The organism is Myroides sp. DF42-4-2 (assembly GCF_030326445.1).
GTDB lineage: Bacteria > Bacteroidota > Bacteroidia > Flavobacteriales > Flavobacteriaceae > Flavobacterium.
On record NZ_JACAKI010000001.1, the window covers coordinates 438509 to 458615 of the forward strand.

Sequence of the window (20107 nt, forward strand, 5' to 3'; positions counted from 1 at the left end):
TATTTATCTTCTCTTTTCAAAAAACGAACGCATAAGTGCTGCGCATTCCGCTGCTAAAACACCTGAGGTAACAAGGGTCTTTGGGTGGAGTTGACCTCCCATAGTCTGAAAACCTCTTTTTTCGTCACTTGCTCCCCAGACCACCCTTGAAATCTGACTCCAATACAAGGCCCCTGCACACATTTGGCAAGGTTCTAAAGTTACGAATAAAGTGCATGATTTCAGGTATTTAGCGTCTAAATAATTTGCTGCGGAAGATACTGCTTGCAATTCCGCATGAGCGGTGACATCGTGTAATAGTTCCGTGAGATTATGACATTTTGCAATGATTTTATCGTTGGAAACTACAATAGCGCCAACAGGAATCTCCCCTTTTTCAAAGGCCATTTGCGCCTCGCTTAGGGCGATTCGCATAAAGTATTCATCTGTGAAAATATCCATAACTCACGTTTATATTTAAGCAAAGTTAAGTGAAAAACAGTTGTACTTATTTTATATCGTAAAAAAAACACTATATCTAGGGAGTTCTATAGATGAAAAATTAACTAGCTTACATCAAGAGAAAAGACGTTTTTTTGGCAACAAGGTTTTGTTTATTAATAGTGCATCCAGGTTGTTTATGGAACAAATATTTTGCATGCTGGATGATAAAGAGGAGCGAAGTATTTTTTACTAGATCACATCCTTAGGTCTATTGATAGAAAAATTCGGTCTTGATTCAAGGGAAACAGCTAATACTAAAAACAAAGTTGTAATTTTGTTTTTCACAAAAGAATAGTAATAGGGCTTATGTTATTAGAACAAATCAAAGATCCTTCAGACCTGAGGAAACTGAGTCTCGCTCAGTTGGAAGACTTAGCGGTTGAAATTCGACGATTTATTATTGATGTTGTAGCCACCAAAGAAGGACATTTAGGTGCGAGTTTGGGCGTTGTTGAATTGACAATTGCCTTGCACTACGTTTTTGATACCCCGAATGATTTATTGGTTTGGGATGTTGGACATCAAGCCTACGGACACAAATTGCTCACAGGGCGTCAGGGCGTGTTTCACACCAACCGACAAAAAGGGGGCATTAGTGGGTTTCCGCACAGAGAAGAAAGTCAATATGACGTTTTTGGCGTCGGGCATTCGTCTACGTCTATTTCTGCTGTTTTGGGAATGGCGATTGCCTCTAAACTAAAAGGGGAGCCTGAGAAACAACATATTGCGGTGATTGGAGATGCCTCTATTGCTGCAGGTATGGCCTTCGAAGGGTTGAATCACGCAGGAGTCAGTGATGCTAATATGTTGGTTGTGCTAAATGATAACGCCATAGGAATTGACCCCAGTGTTGGAGCGTTAAAAGATTATTTAACGGCTGTAAAAGAAGGCAAAAATCACAAGCGAAACAACATGATCAAATCCTTGCATTTTGATTATCGCGGTCCAATAGATGGACACGATTTAAAACTGTTAATCAAGGAGTTGACCAAGTTAAAAAAGCACAGAGGTCCCAAGTTTTTACACGTAATTACTACCAAAGGTAAAGGGTTAAAACAAGCGGAGGAGAATCAAGTAAAATACCACGCACCAGGTAAGTTTGACAGTGCAACAGGGGAATTGATCATCAAACAAGAAAAGGAATATCCCGCTAAATACCAAGATGTCTTTGGGCATACCTTGGTTGAATTAGCTGAACAAAACCCTCTCATTGTAGGGATTACACCTGCTATGCCAACGGGAAGTTCCATGAAATATATGATGGATGCTTTTCCTGATCGCGCCTTGGACGTGGGAATTGCCGAACAACATGCAGTTACCTTAGCGGCAGGTATGGCAACGCAGGGACTCATTCCCTATTGTGCCATTTATTCTACTTTTTTACAGCGCGCGTACGATCAGTTAATTCACGATGTGGCTTTGCAAAAACTACCCGTTGTCTTTTGTCTCGATCGCGCAGGTTTAGTCGGAGAGGATGGAGCTACTCATCAAGGTGTATTTGATCTAGCCTATTTGAATTGCATTCCCAATATGGTGATTGCCGCTCCGTTGGACGAGGTCGAGTTGAGGCAGTTGTTGTACACCGTACAATTGGGAATTGATACGCCTTGGGCCATTCGCTATCCTAGAGGAAAAGGAGTAAAGCAATCCGATTGGCGCGTGGGTTTTGAAAAACTTAACGTATCAATAACTAAAAACTTAAGAAAAGGCGATAAATTTGCCATAATTTCAACAGGAGTAATAGGAAATAATGTCATACAAGCCTTTGAACAATGTGAAACCAACGCTTGGACACACGAACATTTTTTGTTTGTTAAACCGTTGAATGAGCAGCGATTGCACGAAATATGTAAAAGTCATGTGCAAGTGGTGACCATTGAAGATGGCACAGTTAAAGGTGGTTTTGGAAGTAGTATAGCCCAATTTGTATCCCAGCATTACCCTGAGCTCTTAGTTGAGAATTTAGGTGTTCCCGATGTGTTTATCGAACACGGTACCGTATTGGAACAGCAGCAAATTTGTGGTATAGATGTAGATTCAATTGTAAAATTAATTAGAGATAAGTTTTGAATAATTTAGGAAAGATTGCTTTTTTTTCTATCGTTATAGGGTTGTACACCGGGACTAGTTTGGCACAAGTAGGCTCAACTACTGTTGAACTGCCAAAGGCACAATCCGATACCCTGGTCACTCAGGATACGATAAAAGTACAAGAAAATCCGTTTAACCCTTTGATGAATTTTTTACCGCGTAAAAACTACGCAGAAGAAGATTTGTTATTGAGTTATATGAATCTTGGCAGTAGAGAAGACTTGGCTTTTTTTAAACCCGAAGTTTTCGTTGAACGCAGTAAGCCAAAGTACAGTGCTATAAAAACGAAGTTTAATCCGCAAATCGAACTGTCCGCTATTCCGGTAAACAATGAAATCATTGGATATTGGGAGAAGACAAATAAAGTGGGATTGGATTTTAACCAAATTGCCTTTGTCAATTGGAGTGCTGGAGGGGATAATTCCATTGCGGGCTTGCTAAAAGGAGATTTTAGCAGAAAGTATATCAAAGGACGTATGATCTGGGATAATACGTTAAACGTGCGCTATGGGGTAAATAAGCAGTCCGATCGGGAGTTGCGCAAATCGGATGATGTCCTAGAGCTCAACTCTACCTTTGGATATAAATCCTCAGCCGCCTCGGATTGGTACTATGTGTCCAAGCTAAATTTTAGAACGCAATTTACTGATGGATTTAACTATCCCAATACAGATAATCCGGTCTCTCGCTGGTTAGCACCTGCTTACCTCTTTGTCGGGGTCGGGGGAGAGTATATGGATTCCAAAACCGGAATTAAATACTATATTTCACCACTGACGTATAAAGCAACATTCGTCAATGATCAAACCTTGGCAGATCAAGGTGCATTTGGTGTCGATCCCGCAATCAAAGACGAGGATGGCAACATACTAAGGCATGGAAAGCGCTCCAAAGCTGAGGTGGGTCTATTGGTGAGTACAGAATGGAAAAAAGAAGTGTTTAACAATATATTTATTGATACAAAATTGACGTTATACAGTGATTATATCGATCAATTTGGCAATATTGATGTCATGTGGGATTTGAAACTGGATATGAAGGTCAATAACTTTGTTCGCGCCAATGTAGGGATTAACTTAATCTATGACGACAACGTAAAAAACAAAGTGGAACGCGGTGGAGTACAGGTGATTGAAGGACCTAAAATCCAATTTAAACAAACCTTAGGAGTAGGCTTAGTCTATTCGTTTTAATTTTATAAATTAGCGCTATGAAGCATCTTTATTTCCTTTGTTTTTTCTGTTTGATCAGTTCTTTTTCTTTTGCACAACAAGTGGAAGTAGATGAAGTAACCCGTAAACAGGATAGCATAGCAGCACTAGATTTTAAGTATAGAGAAGATCAGTTTTACTTTGGAATTTCTCACAATCTAATGCAGGGAAAACCCAAAGGTTATGCTTCTAGTACTGTTTCACTTGGGGTTGATTTTGGTTTTTTGAGAGATTTTCCCCTCAATAAAAGCCGAACGATCGCCCTTGCACCGGGTGTTGGATTTTCGTATCAGAATTTGCGCAATAACTTTGGTCTAACAGCAGACAGAGCCTATACCGTAGTAGACAATCAAAAGCGAAATAGTCTGTCGCTGCATATGCTAGATTTTCCCCTTGAATTGCGTTGGCGAAATTCAACCCCTGCTAGCCATAAGTTTTGGCGTGCCTATGTAGGAGTTAAAGCCAGCTATGTTATGGGGAGTCGATTGAAAACATCTACAGATGAATACTCGGTAACCTTACGCGGCGATGACAACATCAACAAATGGCTGTTTGGTATGTATGTAGGTGCTGGGTTTAATACTTGGAATTTTTACGCCTATTACGGGTTAAATACCATCTACAAAGACGCTCCAATTAAAAACGATCCTGAGAAGTTGCGCCTGTTTAAAGTCGGCGTTATCTTTTATATTTTATAAGGAAAGAGCTGTTCAAGCTCTTTTTTTTATGGCCGTAAAAGCACCCAACAAGCCAGTTGTGGCAGTAGGCCAATCAACCCACCAACAATCACCTCATAGGAGGTATGCGCACGCAAATACAAGCGGGCACTCGCCGTTAATCCCGTGATGAGAATACAACTAATCAACAAAATTAAAGCGGGGGTTTTTTGGTGAATGAGCAAAAGCGTGAAGAACGTTAAGCCTCCTGTGAGCATAGCCGTGTGTACGCTGAATTTTTGCCTAAAGATTGCGCCTAGTAACAAAAGGGAATAGGTGACGATTAACCCCCAAAAATACAGCTTTAACTCATAGGCACTATTGTTGTATAATACCAGTGTTTTAAGGACGTAAAGCAAAGCAATATTGATGGCAAATGGAAAAATGCGCTCTTTGGTATCACTGACCATTACACTGGATTTGAGTACGCGCAAAGAACGCATCAAATAGTAGATAGAGATGGGAATAAAAAAAGTAACGATAGCCACTTGACTTAGGATAATGGATAGTTCTATCGGAGTAAAATAGTAGTACTCGATAATAAAATACAACCCAACCGTCTGTAAAGGCAATACTATGGGATGAAAAAGATAGGAAACAAGTTGAGCTAATTTTTTCATAATTGCCGACCATTTTTAGCGGTATCGTTTGTTTTTCAGTCTTTTTTAATCTGATTTTCCGTTTTCTAAATTCTCTTTCTCATACGCGCAACGGGAATATCCAGTTGTTCGCGGTATTTTGCAATCGTTCGCCTTGCAATGGGATAGCCTTTTTCTTTGAGTAATTCAGCTAATTTATCATCAGGATATGGTTTTTTCTTGTCCTCTTCTGAGATAATCGTTTCCAATATTTTTTTGATTTCAATGGTTGATACTTCTTCTCCTTGGTCGTTCATCATTGCTTCAGAGAAGAAGTTTTTGATCAATTTCGTTCCATAGGGAGTTTCGACGTATTTGCTGTTGGCAACACGAGAAATAGTAGAAATATCTAGGCCAACTAAATCGGCGATATCTTTGAGAATCATCGGTTTTAGTTTAGTTTCATCTCCAGTTAAAAAATATTCTTCTTGGTAGTGTACAATGGCGCTCATTGTCACATATAACGTTTCTTGACGCTGTTTGATCGCGTCGATAAACCACTTAGCCCCATCTAACTTTTGCTTGATGAATTGTACGGCGTCTTTTTGAGAAGCGCTGGCTTGTGTTGAGTCTTTATAGGTCTGCAACATCTCTTGGTAATCACGAGAAATGTGAAGTTCAGGCGCATTTCGATTGTTTAACGTCAATTCAATTTCGCCATCGACAATTTTGATTGTAAAATCGGGAATGACCTGTTCGATAAATCGATTGGTGCCAGTATAGGCGCCCCCAGGTTTGGGGTTGAGTTTTTCAATTTCGTCAATCGCTTTGCGCAATTGATCTTTGGTAATATTGTAGCGCGACAACAACTTGTCGTAATGTTTTTTGGTAAAGGCATCGAATTGATTTTCAATGATATCTTTGGCTACTGTAATGGCATCGGTTGGAGTTTTGTGTTTGAGTTGCAACAATAAACACTCTTGTAGGTTACGTGCACCCACTCCGATCGGTTCTAATTCGTGAACAAGAGCTAGGATCTGTTCTACCGTTTCTGTATCGGTATAAACACCTTGAGTAAACGCAAGATCATCAACGATGTCTTGAACCTCTCTGCGGAGATAGCCCATTTCATCAACACTGCCCACTAAAAATTCCGCAATGATGCGCGCCTCTTCCGAAAGGATAAAGGTGTTTAATTGATTGATGAGGTTTTGGTGAAATGATTCTGTTGCAATAATTGGGGCTTCATAGTCCTCGTCATCCGAACTGTAGTTGTTCGCCTGTAATTTATAATCGGGAATTTCATCATCGCTCAAGTAGTCATCAATATTGATGTCTTCTGCGTCGATGCGCTCGCTGTCAAAATCGTCGAACTCATTGTCCAAGCTATCAAACTCATCAGTTGAATCTTCTTTACCTGTTTCTAAAGCGGGATTTTCAATTAACTCCTCTTTCAACCGTTGTTCAAAGGCTAAAGTAGGTAATTGAATCAGCTTCATCAACTGGATTTGTTGAGGAGATAGTTTTTGGGATAGTTTAAGTTGTAAACTTTGTTTTAGCATGCTAAATAAAATTAACGAAATAAAAATGTTTACTTTTAATCATTGTTCTTCCTAATTTACAGAAAAAAAACGATAAAAGTAAACATTTAAAGGGTTTCTTTTTATGAATAATTAAAACGCTGCATTTTGGGGCGTTCTAGGGAAAGGAATCACGTCTCTGATGTTTGTCATTCCAGTAACGAATAGCACTAAACGCTCGAATCCTAGTCCAAATCCACTGTGTGGAGCTGTACCGAATTTACGCGTGTCTAGGTACCACCATAGTTCCTCTTTATCAATGCCCATTTTCTCAATTTTGTCCAATAAAACCTCATAGCGTTCCTCGCGTTCTGAACCACCTACAATTTCTCCAATTCCAGGGAATAAGATATCCATAGCGCGAACCGTTTTACCGTCTTCATTCATACGCATGTAGAAGGCTTTGATATCTGCTGGATAATCAAATAAGATTACCGGACATTTGAAGTGTTTTTCAACTAAATAACGCTCGTGCTCACTTTGTAAATCAGCACCCCATTCTTCAATGATATAGTTGAACTTCTTGTTTTTATTCGGTTTAGACGCTTTTAAAATATCAATAGCTTCTGTATAACTAACGCGCTTGAAATTGTTTTCTGTGATAAAGCGAAGTTTTTCAAGCAAAGCCATTTCACTGCGTTCTGCTTGTGGTTTATTCTTTTCTTCCTCTAGTAAACGAGTTTGTAAGAAGGCTAAATCATCCGGGCATTTTTCTAGGGTGTAGTTGATTACATACTTGATGAAATCTTCTGCTAGATCCATGTTGTCCGCCAATTTGTTGAAGGCAACTTCAGGTTCAATCATCCAGAATTCAGCTAAGTGACGCGAAGTATTTGAGTTTTCTGCGCGGAAAGTAGGTCCAAAGGTATAAACCGAACCAAGTGCCATGGCATAGGTCTCTGCTTCTAGCTGTCCTGAAACCGTTAGATTCGTCGCCTTTCCAAAGAAGTCTTCAGAAAAATCAACGCTTCCATCCTCTTTTTTTGGCAGCTTATTTAAATTGAAATTTGTTACTTTAAACATTTCTCCAGCACCTTCTGCATCCGAACCCGTGATGATCGGCGCATTGAAGTAGAAGAAACCATTGTCTTGGAAATACTTGTGTACCGCGTACGATAACGTACTTCTTACACGCATAATCGCACCAAAAATATTCGTTCTAATTCGCAAGTGCGCATTTTCACGTAAAAACTCTAAAGAGTGTTTTTTCGGCTGAATTGGGTATTCCTCTGGATTCGATTCACCATAAACTTTTAAGTTTTCAACTTGGATTTCTACATTTTGCCCAGCTCCTCTACTTTCAATTAAGGTACCTCTTACAGAAATAGCTGCTCCTGTGTGAATCTTTTTTAATAACTCAGCAGGAAACTTATCTAAGTCAACAACACATTGAATGTTATTGATTGTCGATCCGTCATTTAAAGCAATAAATTGGTTGTTTCTAAATGTTTTTACCCAGCCTTTCGCTTTTACTTCATGCAAAAGTGCCTTTCCGGTAAGCAGATCGATAATTTTGGTGTGTTTCATTTTTGATTATATTTTTATTACCTAGTAGATCAAATCTTTGAATTGAAATACGAACAAATGTACTAAAAAAACAATAGATATTGATGTAAATAAACGGGTTATTCATCAAAGATTACACACCAAAACTAGCTTTTTATATGGTTTTGAATTGGCGCTCATTTGAAAAGTAGAAGAAGTAGCTTAAAATATCAGAAAAGTATATAAATTAAAAAAGCCCGCATCAGCGGGCTTTCTTTATACTTTAAGAATTTCTTCTTCTTTTCTCACTAAGATTTCATCAATCTTTTTCACAAAAGCATCTGTTAACTTTTGTACTTGCTCTTCAGCCTCTTTACAAACGTCTTCAGAAACACCATTTTTTTCTTCTTTTTTGATATCGTTGTTAGCGTCTTTACGCGCATTTCGAATACCAATTTTGGCATCTTCTGTTTCTGCTTTAGCCTGTTTTACTAATTCTTTACGTCTTTCTTCTGTTAACGCAGGAATATTAATGATAATGTTTTCTCCATTATTCATTGGATTCAACCCAAGATTGGCAATCATAATTGCTTTTTCAATTGGTTGTAACATGCTTTTCTCCCATGGAGTAACAGTTAACGTACGTGCATCGGGAACGTTTACACTCGCTACTTGAGAAAGTGGCGTTTGAGAACCGTAGTAGTCCACAAAAACACTACCAAGCATTTGCGGTGATGCTTTTCCAGCACGAATATTTAATAACGATTTTTCTAAGTGAGCAATAGAACCGTCCATTGCCTCTTTTGCACTCGCAATAATTAAATCGATTTCTTCTGTCATAACGTTTATTAATTAAGGTTTACGGAAACAGTAGTTCCTACTGTATCATCTCCTTTGCAAACTTTTAGTAAATTATTTTCTTTATTCATGTCGAATACCACAATAGGTAATTCGTTTTCTCTACTCAAGGTAAATGCTGTGGTGTCCATGACATTCAATCCTTTAGTTAGTACGTCGCTAAAAGTGATTTTTTCAAATTTAACTGCTGTAGGATCTTTTTCTGGATCTGCATTGTACACGCCGTCAACACGTGTTCCTTTTAAAATAACATCGGCATTGATTTCAACGCCGCGCAATACAGCCGCTGTATCAGTTGTGAAGTACGGGTTTCCTGTTCCTGCACCAAAAATAACAATACGTCCTTTTTCTAAGTGACGAACCGCTCTTCGCTTGATGTAAGGCTCAGCTACTGCTTCGATTTTTAAGGCTGTTTGCAAACGAGTAAGCATGCCCGCATCTTCTAATGCGCCTTGAAGTGCCATACCGTTGATGATGGTAGCAAGCATCCCCATATAATCGCCTTGAACGCGATCCATACCCACACTTGCACCAGCTACTCCTCTAAAAATATTACCACCACCAATAACAATAGCTATTTCAACACCCAAATCATGTACTTTTTTTACTTCAGCTGCGTACTCAGCTAATCTCTTAGGGTCAATGCCATATTGATTCTCTCCCATTAAAGCTTCTCCACTTAATTTAAGCAGAATTCTTTTATATTTCATGGATATGATATTTTTAAAGTTTTGCAAATATAAAGATTATATACTACTATAAAATAGCTTTTGCGAATTTATCCTGATGAATTTTAAAGGTTCTCGCTGCCGCTTGGTATCCCAACTCAAATATTTCATCCATCCGCTGCTTATTGCGCTCAAAGGTTGAATATTGTGTAATGTGATGGGATTCAATTAACCAATCGCATAAAGCTGATTGGGTTCGATTGTGATTAGCAGCCATTAAATCATAGGCGCGAATCGCAACCGAACGCAGTGAATTGAGGTTTTTCTTCTCCAGCTGTTCGATCGGACACACATTGCTCCCGATTAAAAAGTCGCAGTCCTTTCGAATTAAATCTGTCGCAAAATTATTGAGGATCCCACCATCACTGAACAATTGATCGTCAATTGTATGAGGAGAAAATATAGCAGGAAACGCACTGGAAGCCAGTATAGCGTCGATTACTCGGGTAGTTGGACTAAACACGTGGACTTCCCCTTTGGCAATATCAGTGGTATTCACCAATACTTTGATCGGCAAGTCATCGAGGGTACGGTTTTCGAACACGGAAAACAAATACTTTTCAAATGCATTCGAATCAATAAGTCCCGCTTTCTTAAACGTGAAAAAATGCCAATTTAAAATATTGACCGACTTGAAAAAATCCAAAATTTCACGTGGAGTTAAGCCCATTGCATACAAGCAGGCTACAATTGAACCTGCGCTTGTTCCTGCCAAGATTTTAGGTTGAATTTCTTGTTCTACTAAAAAGGAAAGAACACCTGCATGTGCAATCCCCTTATAGCCACCTCCAGACAAAGCCAAACCTATTTTAGGTGTGATCATAAATAAAAGTATTGAAAGATTTGTGTTTAAAAGATTAACTTTGAATTCAAACTAATAAAATTACACAAAAATGAACAAAGTCGACCAAAATGTATTGAATAATAGTTTTACGTATGATGCATTTCGTTCCTATGTAACAGAGGCTTTGCAAAATAATCCGGAGAAACTCCAACTAACAGCTGATTATTTGCCTTATGCTGAATTAAATGAAGCGCGCTTGCATCGCTTGGACAAAACCCTAAACGTAGAGCCTGAAGTGGCAGAAGTTATGGAAAATCTTAACAAGGAGTACATCTGGTTAGTGATTTCTGAGAGTTGGTGCGGGGATGCTGCTCAATCGGTACCTATGTTGAATAAAATGGCTGCTATTACCGATAAAGTGGATTTGCGCATTGTGTTTCGCGATCAAAATTTAGATCTGATGGATCAATACCTCACCAATGGAGGAAGAGCGATTCCCAAGTTGCTAATTGTCAATAAAGAAAGTAGAGAAGTACTTGGTGATTGGGGACCTCGCCCTGCTGATGCGGTACAGTTAGTCAACGACTACAAAGCAGAACACGGCAAGTTTGACGAAGATGGAATCATTGCGTTAAACAAATGGTATACAAAAAATAAAGGTCAACAAGTGCAACAAGAAGTGGCTGCGCTGATGACCGATATTGATCAATAAAGTAATAATACAATCACTATTGTACGATAGGTCCGACAATAGTGATGTTTTTGGACAAAGACATCCCTGCAGGATTGCATCCTAATGCACCTTCAGGGATGACTTGACCTAATTTCTCAAAGTACTCCGCCCAAACGGGGAAAGTTTCTCCTGTATATTTTGAACGATACGTCATCGGATAAAGGTGAAAGAACTCTTTGTTTTTATTCGCCGATTTAAAGGCGTCGTACAGCAATTCTGAACAATAGTATTTGCCGTTGGCATAGAGGTAATTGTCGTCATAGGGAGTGCCAATCTGTTGTAAGGCAAAGGCCTTCGCTTGGGGAATTAACTTCTCATATCGCGCTAATAGCCTTCCCAAATACATCGTTTCTGGTGTTTTGGCTAAAAATTCATTCAATGGGGTGAGGCAAACTTCTGGCCAAGTGGCTTCAATCACTTGAAGGGATCCTTCGTGCTCAACGACCATTCCAATGTGGTTAAAATTTAATCCTTCGTGTCCAAAGGTCACTTCGTTAATCGCATCACATAGAGGACCACATTTTAGGTTTTGAAAGATTAAATCTCCTTCTTTAAACGTCGTTTGTTGGGCGTAGCTCATGGTGCAAAGCAACCCAAGTAAAGCAATTATTTTTCTCATATTCATTTGTCGTTTGTACAAAAATAGAACTATCCCCCTAGATAAACAATCGAAGAGGCCAAGGTTTAGTCGAGGAAAAAGCCTTTTTTTTGAATTGTTAAAGTTTATAAAATGATTCGATCTCAACTAGTGACGAACTGTAATTAATTGTATATTAGGTGGATTAACCATAAAAATATACTATATGTCACAACATTTTCCATTTCCAGCATTCAAAGAAAAATATGGAAACTATATTGGAGGTGCATTCGTACCACCTGTTAAGGGGAGATACCTCGACTCTATTACTCCAATCAACGGAACGGTATTTGCACAGGCGGCTCACTCTACGGAGGAAGATTTGATTTTGGCTATTGACGCAGCAGATAAGGCTTTTGAAACGTGGAGCAAAACTTCTGCAACAGAACGCAGTAATATCTTGTTTCGCATTGCCGATCGCATGGAGCAAAACTTAGAATATATCGCTAAAGTGGAAACCATTGACAACGGAAAGGCTTTACGTGAAACGCTAAATGCCGATATTCCATTGGCGATTGATCACTTCCGTTATTTCGCTGGTGTGATCCGCGCTGAAGAAGGATCTGTAGTTGAATTAGATGAGCACACGGTTTCGATGATTGTACACGAACCCCTAGGCGTTGTCGCTCAAATTATTCCTTGGAACTTTCCGATTTTAATGGCGGTGTGGAAACTAGCTCCTGCTTTGGCAGCTGGAAACTGTGTGGTGCTTAAGCCTGCAGAAAATACCCCAATTTCTATTTTGGTCTTACTAGAGTTAATTGGTGATTTATTGCCTGCTGGTGTAGTGAATATCGTCAATGGATCTGGTGCTGAACTAGGACAAAAATTAGTTGCTAATCCAAAAATTAGCAAAGCAGCTTTTACTGGTTCTACTGCTACGGGTCGTTTGGTGATGCAGTATGCAACTGAAAATATCATTCCAGTAACTTTAGAATTAGGAGGGAAATCGCCTAACGTATTTTTTGAGTCTGTCATGGATCACGATGATGAATACCTAGATAAAGCAATTGAAGGGGCTGTATTATTTGCGTTTAACCAAGGGGAAGTGTGTACATGTCCTTCGCGTTTGTTGATCCAAGAAAGTATTTACGACAAGTTTATCGCTCGTGTTATTGAACGCGTAAAATCAATTAAAGTCGGAAATCCATTGGATCCTACCACTATGATGGGGGCACAAGCATCAAAAATGCAATACGACAAAATTAGTTCCTACCTTAAACTTGGAAAAGAAGAAGGCGCTGAAGTATTAGTAGGAGGGGATGTCAATCACCTAGGGGGTGAGTTAGAGCAAGGATATTATATCCAACCTACCTTGCTAAAAGGGCACAATAAAATGCGCGTATTCCAAGAAGAAATTTTCGGACCTGTATTGGCTGTTACAACCTTTAAAGATGAAAAAGAAGCCATTGAAATAGCTAATGATACGCTATACGGATTAGGTGCGGGTGTGTGGACACGTGATGCACATCAGTTGTACCAAATTCCACGCGCTATTAAAGCCGGACGCGTTTGGGTAAACAATTACCACAATTATCCTGCGGGTGCTCCTTTTGGAGGTTACAAACAATCTGGAATTGGACGTGAAAATCACAAAATGATGCTCGGTCACTACCGTCAAACTAAAAATATGTTGATCTCGTACAACAAGAAAAAAATGGGATTCTTCTAAAATTTATAAGAGATGTCGAAAATTAGCCGCATTGATGTTACGGAAAAAGCCAAGGCTTTGATTGAAGAACTGCATGCAGAACACGGAGATTTGATGTTTTATCAATCTGGAGGATGCTGTGAAGGCACACAACCCATGTGTTTTGTCAAAGGAGGTTTCCCTTTAAGGCTTCGCGATGTGAAAATTGGAGCGGTTTGTGGTTTTGACTTTTGGGTAGATCGCGATTTATTTGAGTATTGGAAACACACTCATTTTACATTAGACGTAGCCGATGGTTTCGGAACCGGCGGTTTTTCCTTGGAAATTCCCAAACAAAAAACATTTCAAATACAGTATCGTATGTTTACACCTGAAGAGTTGAATCAACTTGAGGAGGTAATTTTAAATGAATAATTGCTTTAATACGATGAATGTGAGGAGGCTATACGAAAGTGTAGCCTCTTGTTGTTTTAGTTTAGGTCGATTACTTTTTAGTCGTATAATCATCTGTTGTGTTGTTCCTTTTCCTTTTTCCTGATCGCGCGGATTTGCAATCAGTGGCATCGGACAAAGAGTTTTGTTTCTTGCAGTACAACGGAACAGGAATGGGTTTTGTTTGGGTCTTGTTCGAGTCATGTTCGAGTCAGCTTCGGTAAATGGGGGTTAAACCCCCGTAAATACGAAGGTTTGTCGAAGAAGACCCGAACAAGAGTAAAAGAAAACCAAATAAACGACTGAATAACAGTTGTTTGTATTGTTTGTTGACGGAAAAACAAACCCATTTGTGCTTTTGCTTTCCAAATAGTGGAAAAACGCGGAAGATATTCAGGTTAATTTCGTCTGATGTTGCTTTGTCGTGTATTCGTGCAGCTTGTGAATAGCAAAGAACGATTGTAAAAGAATAGTAACCAGTAAACCAGGTAAATTAGGGCAGATATTAAAAGAGGAATTTTAGGTGGCCTACGTGGGAAGGTAGGTGCAGTAGGTGCAAATGCGCGTCATCGGAGTTTTATACAATACATAAGAGGGTGTCCTTTTGGGACACCCTCCTTGTTATTTTAGTTTTGGTCGATTATTTTTTAGTCGTATAATCATCTATTGAGGGAGTTGTTCCTTCTCCCTTTTCCCATCTCCACTTTCTATTACACGGTCTTCAAATTCCTCTATACTCAATGCGTTTTTCACGTCATATTCCCCTATTTTAGTACGACGCAAGGCTGTTAGATGCCCTCCACTGTTCAATTTTTCTCCAAAGTCAAATGCAATAGAGCGGATATAGGTACCCTTTGAACATGCGATTCTAAAGTCGATCTCAGGTAATGCCACACGCGTCAGTTCAAAGTCAGAAATACTAATTGGACGGCTGCTAATTTCTACTTCTTCTCCTTTGCGAGCGTGTTCGTACAATCGCTTGCCATCTTTTTTAAGGGCGGAGAAAATAGGGGGGCGTTGTAGGGTTGTACCCAGAAAACTCCCGCGGGTTTGTTCGATCATCTCCTCCGTAATATGCGCGATTGGAAAGGTTTGATTGATTTCAGTTTCCAAATCATAGGATGGTGTAGTGGCACCCAGCTGAATTGTACCGGTATATTCTTTTTCTTGTCCTTGTAATTCCGTAATGGTTTTAGTGGCTTTTCCCGTGCAAATCAACAATAATCCTGTTGCCAAGGGATCTAAAGTTCCGGCGTGACCGACTTTTATTTTTTTTAGCCCGTATTCTTTTTTCAATAGCCATTTAATTTTGTTAACGGCTTGAAACGAAGACCAATGTAAAGGTTTGTCAATGAGTAAGACTTGACCTTCTTGAAATGCTTCTGCTGAAAATTGCATGTTTAGTTTTTTAAGTATCCGAAGTAAACTAGTAGGATTATCCCTGCAATGATGCGGTAATATCCCCAAGGTTTAAATCCGTATTTTTTGATAATTCCAATAAAAAATTTAATGGCAACAATAGAGACAATAAACGCTAAAACGTTGCCTAAAAGGAATAATTTTAAGTTGTCGCTGTTTTCGAAAAGTAGTTCGTACCCCATTTTTCCTGATTCGTATTTTTTTAATACGATCGAATACACGGTTACAGCTGCCATGGTAGGCACGGCTAAAAAGAAAGAGAATTCTGCCGCTACCTGACGAGATAACCCTTGTTGCATCCCTCCAATGATAGATGCTGCAGATCGGCTTGTTCCTGGCATCATAGCCAAACACTGCCAGAATCCAATGCTTACCGCTTGTTTTACGGTAATGTCTTCTTCGCGTATTGTTTTTGGGTTTTTGAAGTATTTATCTATGAAAATAAGAACAAATCCCCCGATAATTAACATGATAGCAATGTAGATGGTTTCTCCAAGTACAGCGTCTATTTTTTCGTCTAATAATTTCCCTAATACTAAGGCGGGAAGGACGGCGAGCACTAATTTTTTATAGAATGAAATACGAGTGAAATCAAAAAACTTACGCCAGTAAAGTACTACAACAGCTAAGATTGCTCCAAATTGAATGGCGGTTTGAAAGAGTTTGACGAAATCGTCATCCTGAATCCCGTAATACGAGCTCAAGAAAATCATGTGGGCTGTAGATGAAACTGGTAAATATTCCGTAAGTCCTTCTACTATAGCTAGAAGGATGGCTTGTATTAAATCCATAAAATTAGTTTGTTATGATTGCTTTTTATCTTTTTTAAAAATGGAATAGATGGCTACACCAATACCGATAAAAAACACAGCCGGTGCAAGGTGAATCCTTCTGAAGCTGTAGATGGCTTCATTGAATTTTGTTGGGTCATCATTCGAAGCACCTCCCATAAGGATGAAACTCAGGGCTATAATGGCGAAGCTCGCCAATAGCAACGTGTAGTTTTGTTTGGAAAACAAAAAGCCAGAAGGGTTGTTGTCTTTTTTCATATTTAATAAAGTTCGTCTGATTTAAGGTTTAAGAATCGCTGTGTAGCGAAAAATGTACTAATTGTTGTGATGATAATTCCCGCTAAAATTAAGCCCAGTCCCACGATGACCAAAGGCATATAGTTTGTCGTAGGCGAGAGCTCTAAATCTGGGAATTTTTGATCGAGATAAAACGTTAAGGCCACCAGAGCAATAACGGCTAAAATGGATCCAATAAGCCCCAAACGCATGCTGTGCCAAATGAATGGACGACGAATAAAGGTCTTAGTCGCACCTACCATTTGCATAGTCTTGATCGTAAAACGACTGGAGAAAATTAATAAGCGCAGGGAACTGTTGATTAACAACATAGAAATAATGGTTAGCACTCCTGCAATGAGCAGTACCCAGTTGGTAATTCGCTTGATGTTTTCATTAACAAGTTCAACGAGCTGTTTGTCGTAGGTTATTTCAGCTATATTCGGTGTTTTGAGTAGTTCAGCTTCAATTTTTGCCAAGCTGTCGGTTACAACATAATCTCCGTTAATATAGATGTCATACGAGTTTTGAAGAGGGTTATATCCTAAGAATTCAAGGAAATCCTCCCCTAAATCTTCTTTTTGTGTCTCGGCCGCTTCTGCTTTAGAAACAAATTTGAAAGACTTTACATAAGGTGCTTCGCCTAGTTTTTTTGAAAATAAATCAAACTCTTTTTGGGTGGCATTGTCACTAAAAAAAATATTGATCGGAATATTTTCGCGAAAATTATTCGATATTCTCTCTGAATTAATGACAAATAAGCTCAAGGCTCCCAATAAGGAGAGAACCAAGAATATACTTAGTATCACAGAAAAATAAGACGAAATTAGTTTTCGCTTTTGGTATTTTTCATACGTTGACGTCATAGTGCAATTTTTAAAGCTGTAAAATTAAAAAACAAAAGTGTTTTTAAAAGATAATAACGATTAAACTTTTCTAATTGATATAAATATAGTTTATTTCTTTGTATTTTGTATGAGATCGGACAAAGAATACGCATTTGTTCGTTCAATTCTTATTTTATACCGCTACAGGGGTACAGCTGTTCGAATCTTTTGGGCATACAGGTATTAGATGTATCAAAAATTGAGCCTTAGATGTTGAAAATCAATTAATAAATGGGATGAAACAAACGGAAAAACGCAGGTTTATACTACATACCTTATTTTCTTCTTTATTTTTAGGGGGAATGTGCTACTTTTTTATTGCTGTTTTTCAACCTTTTGGCACCTATACCTATAGGCATAGCAATAAATATTTACTGCTGTTGCCCTATGGTTTTTTTGTTTTCTTTGGATTTTTGTGTACTGCTTTGCTAATGAGAAAAGCTACAACCGACTGGAGTTGGCAACTAGAGGTGAAAAAAGGACTTATACTGTTGTTTTTCTGTTCTATTTTAGGCTACTTGTACAATATGCTTTTTATTAGCCATCATCCCTTTTCATTGATAGGATGGCTGGAAATGGCAGTTTATACTTTACTGATCGGCCTGCCTATTTGTGTGCTACACAGCTTACTTTGCTATGTGTGGTATCGTGAACGTTCGATGCTAAATCAGGAGCATTTCACTGCTAATATAGGGGAGTGGCTTGTAAACAAAGAGGAAGGGGAGGAGATGGGAAAGAAAGATGAAGTTGTGTCGATCAAAACCGATGTCGTACAAGAAACGTTCACTTTGAGGAAATGTGATTTTATCTATGCGCAATCCGAAGGTAATTACTGTACGGTTTGCTATCTGGTAGAAGGACGTTTACACCAACAACTGATGCGCTTGCCCCTGAAAAAATTGAAAGAACAATTGACCTTAGTTTCTATCCAATACTGTCACCGTTCGTATTTGATTAATACCATACACCTTCAAGGAGTAAAAGGAAATGCGCAGGGAGGGAAAGTTCGCTTGAATTACATTGAACAACCGCTTCCTGTTTCGAGAACGTACATCCAAAAATTAAAAGAAAATAAAGCAAATTTAACCTAGGTTCTTTTTTGGAATTTAGCCATCCTGTATTTGTTTTTTGAAAAAATCTCCTCTGTATTTGTCGTTTATCCCAAAGCGTTGTTGTTCGTCCCAAATTTTTAGTTGATGCTGTTTTATTCTGCAGTTTTGCTGAGATGAATATAAAAACACACCGATGAAAAAAGTTGTAATACTGGCGTTTAGTTGCCTATTTAGTTTGTTTAGTTGTCAGCTGAGAGCAGAAGATCAAGATCGCGAACTTAGCGGGGATTGGAAAATGACTCTAACACATCCAGATCTGGGAGCAGTAGATCTTATTTTATCTTTTGATGCCAAAGAAGATACCTTTGAAGCTTATACGCGAAAAGGAGCAGATAAAATTATTGTTGGCGGATGGACTTCTTTTTTGGGACGTACGTTTACTTCCTCATTCAAGGACGGAAAATTAATTGCTATTGACGAGGGAAAGCACACGAAAAAAGACGGTAAAAAGGAACTTAGCGGTATTTTTCGCTCGCCGATTGGCAATTATTACTTTGCTGCGACTATTGAAGCAGGGGTTTTACAAGGAACGTTGAAAACAAAAAATCAATATGTAAAAGGAACAGTAGTGGGCAAAAAGTTAGAGCAACCTTTGCCTTTGGTAAACTACGCCCAAGTGTTTGAGGAAGTTGTCGTACAAACGGAACAAAATATCTTCAATAAAGCGCTTGTGGAAAGCAAGGAGTGGTTGGGGTTTAAAAAGAAAATGACTCAAGTGGTCCCCCATCTAAACGACGATCTTGAAATGGTATTTGCCTTTTACTATTACGCCTCGAAATTGCCTTTTTCGCACTATGCTTTAGTGCGGTCGAATGAAAAAAAGACGGAAATAGAAAGGGATGAGTTAGCTATTGAGGAGAAATCGGTAAAATTTACGGTGCAAGGAGAGGGAATAGGTTTGCTTTCTATTCGCGATTTTAGCGGTACAGCGGAAGCAATGCAGCTTGTGTTCTTTGAAATCGAACAACAGGATATTCAGCACTTGATTGTCGATTTACGCGATAACTCTGGAGGAGGGATAGAGGCAGGTTTGACTTTCGTCAATCAAGTTGCGACACATCCTTATTACGGTGGAGTTTTTCTCACGAGAAAATGGTTCGATCAGCAGCAATATCCTCCCACTCAAGCGCAACGCTCTCGTTTTATTTCGCTTGCGGAAGGCGATGCAACGGATTTGTTGAGCCATATTCACCGTTATCCTGGTGTTGCTTTGTCTGTGCAACCCGCAAAAAAAGCGCGATATGACGGACAATTGTATGTATTGGTTAATCAGCGTACGGCGAGTACTTGTGAACCCATTGTTCACGGTTTGCAACTGGAAGATCGCGCTGTAGTAGTCGGTGAAAAAACTGCTGGAGCCATGCTAAATAGCGAGCGCTTTTCCTTAGCCCACGGATTCACATTGGTCTTGCCTACTGCAGATTATTATACGGCAGATGGAAAGCGATTGGATCAGGTCGGCGTGCAACCAACAAGGTCTATTCCCAGTGAGGAGGCCTTGGATTATGTGCTTAAAGAACTGATCGGAAAAAGTGTGAAACCCAAAGAGTAGTCGTTTTATTGGTAGGAAGTGAATTAAAGTTTTCACTTTGTTATAAATATAGTTTATTTTTGCGTCAAGATGGCGTTTTTTTTCGAGCTCCTCGAAGAAGAAC

The 20107-nt window shown here is 39.0% G+C and carries 21 protein-coding genes; 8 read left to right on the forward strand and 13 right to left on the reverse strand.

The window, feature by feature from the left end; translation table 11 throughout:
• Positions 1-3: 3 nt before the first annotated feature.
• Positions 4-441 (reverse strand): nucleoside deaminase, encoded by a 438-nt coding sequence (locus tag HX062_RS01940; protein WP_182625521.1) that lies wholly within the window; start codon positions 439-441, stop codon positions 4-6.
• A gap of 348 nt (positions 442-789) precedes the next feature.
• Here HX062_RS01940 and HX062_RS01945 point away from each other — a divergent pair, with 348 nt between their 5' ends.
• Genes HX062_RS01945 through HX062_RS01955 form a run of 3 tightly spaced genes read left to right on the forward strand, consistent with a single transcriptional unit; the run spans position 790 to position 4483 of the window.
• Entirely contained in the window at positions 790-2553 is a 1764-nt protein-coding gene (locus tag HX062_RS01945; protein WP_286466182.1) for a 1-deoxy-D-xylulose-5-phosphate synthase, read from the forward strand.
• Positions 2550-3767 carry a DUF3078 domain-containing protein gene (locus HX062_RS01950; protein WP_286466183.1) on the forward strand — a complete coding sequence of 406 codons (1218 nt, stop codon included), beginning with the start codon at positions 2550-2552 and terminating at the stop codon, positions 3765-3767. Before HX062_RS01945 ends, HX062_RS01950 begins: the two co-directional genes overlap by 4 nt.
• A 17-nt stretch (positions 3768-3784) precedes the next feature.
• On the forward strand, positions 3785-4483 hold the full coding sequence (locus HX062_RS01955; RefSeq protein ID WP_286466184.1) for a porin family protein: 699 nt from the start codon (positions 3785-3787) through the stop codon (positions 4481-4483).
• 26 nt (positions 4484-4509) lie between these two features.
• On the opposite strand, the gene HX062_RS01960 is transcribed toward HX062_RS01955, so the two are convergent.
• The 6 genes from HX062_RS01960 to HX062_RS01985 form a co-directional block, all read right to left on the reverse strand.
• Positions 4510-5121, reverse strand: coding sequence for a hypothetical protein (locus HX062_RS01960; RefSeq protein ID WP_182625525.1), 612 nt, complete (start codon positions 5119-5121; stop codon positions 4510-4512).
• 65 nt (positions 5122-5186) lie between these two features.
• A complete protein-coding gene (gene rpoN, locus HX062_RS01965; RefSeq protein ID WP_286466185.1) occupies positions 5187-6641 on the reverse strand; it encodes an RNA polymerase factor sigma-54 in 1455 nt (484 codons plus the stop codon).
• A 111-nt stretch (positions 6642-6752) separates the two neighbouring features.
• A complete protein-coding gene (gene asnS, locus HX062_RS01970; RefSeq protein WP_182625527.1) occupies positions 6753-8186 on the reverse strand; it encodes an asparagine--tRNA ligase in 1434 nt (477 codons plus the stop codon).
• 234 nt (positions 8187-8420) lie between these two features.
• Positions 8421-8984 (reverse strand): ribosome recycling factor, encoded by a 564-nt coding sequence (gene frr, locus HX062_RS01975; RefSeq protein ID WP_182625528.1) that lies wholly within the window; start codon positions 8982-8984, stop codon positions 8421-8423.
• A gap of 8 nt (positions 8985-8992) precedes the next feature.
• Positions 8993-9712 carry a UMP kinase gene (gene pyrH, locus HX062_RS01980; protein WP_182625529.1) on the reverse strand — a complete coding sequence of 240 codons (720 nt, stop codon included), beginning with the start codon at positions 9710-9712 and terminating at the stop codon, positions 8993-8995.
• Between the two features lie 46 nt (positions 9713-9758).
• Positions 9759-10553, reverse strand: coding sequence for a patatin-like phospholipase family protein (locus HX062_RS01985; RefSeq protein ID WP_182625530.1), 795 nt, complete (start codon positions 10551-10553; stop codon positions 9759-9761).
• A 70-nt stretch (positions 10554-10623) separates the two neighbouring features.
• Between HX062_RS01985 and HX062_RS01990 the strand changes: the two genes are divergently transcribed.
• Complete coding sequence (locus HX062_RS01990; RefSeq protein ID WP_182625531.1) at positions 10624-11226, forward strand: thioredoxin family protein; 603 nt, start codon at positions 10624-10626, stop codon at positions 11224-11226.
• Positions 11227-11242: 16 nt separating this feature from the next.
• Here the strand turns inward: HX062_RS01990 and HX062_RS01995 are convergent, their stop codons facing one another.
• Positions 11243-11866, reverse strand: a complete 624-nt coding sequence (locus tag HX062_RS01995; RefSeq protein ID WP_286466188.1) for a YiiX/YebB-like N1pC/P60 family cysteine hydrolase — start codon at positions 11864-11866, stop codon at positions 11243-11245.
• Between the two features lie 184 nt (positions 11867-12050).
• On the opposite strand from HX062_RS01995, the gene HX062_RS02000 reads away from it, so the two are divergent.
• Together HX062_RS02000 and HX062_RS02005 are read left to right on the forward strand one after the other, a co-directional pair.
• A complete protein-coding gene (locus HX062_RS02000; protein WP_286466189.1) occupies positions 12051-13556 on the forward strand; it encodes an aldehyde dehydrogenase family protein in 1506 nt (501 codons plus the stop codon).
• Between the two features lie 12 nt (positions 13557-13568).
• Complete coding sequence (locus HX062_RS02005; RefSeq protein WP_182625534.1) at positions 13569-13949, forward strand: DUF779 domain-containing protein; 381 nt, start codon at positions 13569-13571, stop codon at positions 13947-13949.
• On the opposite strand, the gene HX062_RS02010 is transcribed toward HX062_RS02005, so the two are convergent.
• The 5 genes from HX062_RS02010 to HX062_RS02030 form a co-directional block, all read right to left on the reverse strand.
• Positions 13938-14099 carry a hypothetical protein gene (locus tag HX062_RS02010; protein ID WP_286466190.1) on the reverse strand — a complete coding sequence of 54 codons (162 nt, stop codon included), beginning with the start codon at positions 14097-14099 and terminating at the stop codon, positions 13938-13940. The two genes, HX062_RS02005 and HX062_RS02010, sit on opposite strands and share 12 nt — an antisense overlap.
• Positions 14100-14630: 531 nt before the next feature.
• Complete coding sequence (truB, locus tag HX062_RS02015; RefSeq protein WP_182625536.1) at positions 14631-15365, reverse strand: tRNA pseudouridine(55) synthase TruB; 735 nt, start codon at positions 15363-15365, stop codon at positions 14631-14633.
• 2 nt (positions 15366-15367) lie between these two features.
• A complete protein-coding gene (locus HX062_RS02020; RefSeq protein WP_286466191.1) occupies positions 15368-16177 on the reverse strand; it encodes an undecaprenyl-diphosphate phosphatase in 810 nt (269 codons plus the stop codon).
• A 12-nt stretch (positions 16178-16189) separates the two neighbouring features.
• Complete coding sequence (locus HX062_RS02025) at positions 16190-16435, reverse strand: DUF3098 domain-containing protein (RefSeq protein WP_182625538.1); 246 nt, start codon at positions 16433-16435, stop codon at positions 16190-16192.
• Positions 16436-16437: 2 nt separating this feature from the next.
• Positions 16438-17319 carry a cell division protein FtsX gene (locus tag HX062_RS02030; protein WP_286466193.1) on the reverse strand — a complete coding sequence of 294 codons (882 nt, stop codon included), beginning with the start codon at positions 17317-17319 and terminating at the stop codon, positions 16438-16440.
• 257 nt (positions 17320-17576) lie between these two features.
• Between HX062_RS02030 and HX062_RS02035 the strand changes: the two genes are divergently transcribed.
• Together HX062_RS02035 and HX062_RS02040 are read left to right on the forward strand one after the other, a co-directional pair.
• Positions 17577-18431, forward strand: a complete 855-nt coding sequence (locus HX062_RS02035; RefSeq protein ID WP_286466195.1) for a LytTR family DNA-binding domain-containing protein — start codon at positions 17577-17579, stop codon at positions 18429-18431.
• A 154-nt stretch (positions 18432-18585) separates the two neighbouring features.
• Positions 18586-20004, forward strand: coding sequence for a S41 family peptidase (locus tag HX062_RS02040; protein ID WP_286466197.1), 1419 nt, complete (start codon positions 18586-18588; stop codon positions 20002-20004).
• Positions 20005-20107: the final 103 nt, after the last annotated feature.

Excerpts from the sequence above, each read along its gene's own strand:
- HX062_RS01940 (WP_182625521.1), bottom strand. The coding sequence starts at position 441 with ATGGATATTTTCACAGATGAATACTTTATGCGAATCGCCCTAAGCGAG.
- HX062_RS01945 (WP_286466182.1), top strand. The coding sequence starts at position 790 with ATGTTATTAGAACAAATCAAAGATCCTTCAGACCTGAGGAAACTGAGT.
- HX062_RS01955 (WP_286466184.1), top strand. The coding sequence starts at position 3,785 with ATGAAGCATCTTTATTTCCTTTGTTTTTTCTGTTTGATCAGTTCTTTT.
- HX062_RS01960 (WP_182625525.1), bottom strand. The coding sequence starts at position 5,121 with ATGAAAAAATTAGCTCAACTTGTTTCCTATCTTTTTCATCCCATAGTA.
- rpoN (WP_286466185.1), bottom strand. The coding sequence starts at position 6,641 with ATGCTAAAACAAAGTTTACAACTTAAACTATCCCAAAAACTATCTCCT.
- asnS (WP_182625527.1), bottom strand. The coding sequence starts at position 8,186 with ATGAAACACACCAAAATTATCGATCTGCTTACCGGAAAGGCACTTTTG.
- frr (WP_182625528.1), bottom strand. The coding sequence starts at position 8,984 with ATGACAGAAGAAATCGATTTAATTATTGCGAGTGCAAAAGAGGCAATG.
- pyrH (WP_182625529.1), bottom strand. The coding sequence starts at position 9,712 with ATGAAATATAAAAGAATTCTGCTTAAATTAAGTGGAGAAGCTTTAATG.
- HX062_RS01985 (WP_182625530.1), bottom strand. The coding sequence starts at position 10,553 with ATGATCACACCTAAAATAGGTTTGGCTTTGTCTGGAGGTGGCTATAAG.
- HX062_RS01990 (WP_182625531.1), top strand. The coding sequence starts at position 10,624 with ATGAACAAAGTCGACCAAAATGTATTGAATAATAGTTTTACGTATGAT.
- HX062_RS01995 (WP_286466188.1), bottom strand. The coding sequence starts at position 11,866 with ATGAGAAAAATAATTGCTTTACTTGGGTTGCTTTGCACCATGAGCTAC.
- HX062_RS02000 (WP_286466189.1), top strand. The coding sequence starts at position 12,051 with ATGTCACAACATTTTCCATTTCCAGCATTCAAAGAAAAATATGGAAAC.
- HX062_RS02005 (WP_182625534.1), top strand. The coding sequence starts at position 13,569 with ATGTCGAAAATTAGCCGCATTGATGTTACGGAAAAAGCCAAGGCTTTG.
- HX062_RS02010 (WP_286466190.1), bottom strand. The coding sequence starts at position 14,099 with ATGCCACTGATTGCAAATCCGCGCGATCAGGAAAAAGGAAAAGGAACA.
- truB (WP_182625536.1), bottom strand. The coding sequence starts at position 15,365 with ATGCAATTTTCAGCAGAAGCATTTCAAGAAGGTCAAGTCTTACTCATT.
- HX062_RS02020 (WP_286466191.1), bottom strand. The coding sequence starts at position 16,177 with ATGGATTTAATACAAGCCATCCTTCTAGCTATAGTAGAAGGACTTACG.
- HX062_RS02025 (WP_182625538.1), bottom strand. The coding sequence starts at position 16,435 with ATGAAAAAAGACAACAACCCTTCTGGCTTTTTGTTTTCCAAACAAAAC.
- HX062_RS02030 (WP_286466193.1), bottom strand. The coding sequence starts at position 17,319 with ATGACGTCAACGTATGAAAAATACCAAAAGCGAAAACTAATTTCGTCT.
- HX062_RS02035 (WP_286466195.1), top strand. The coding sequence starts at position 17,577 with ATGAAACAAACGGAAAAACGCAGGTTTATACTACATACCTTATTTTCT.
- HX062_RS02040 (WP_286466197.1), top strand. The coding sequence starts at position 18,586 with ATGAAAAAAGTTGTAATACTGGCGTTTAGTTGCCTATTTAGTTTGTTT.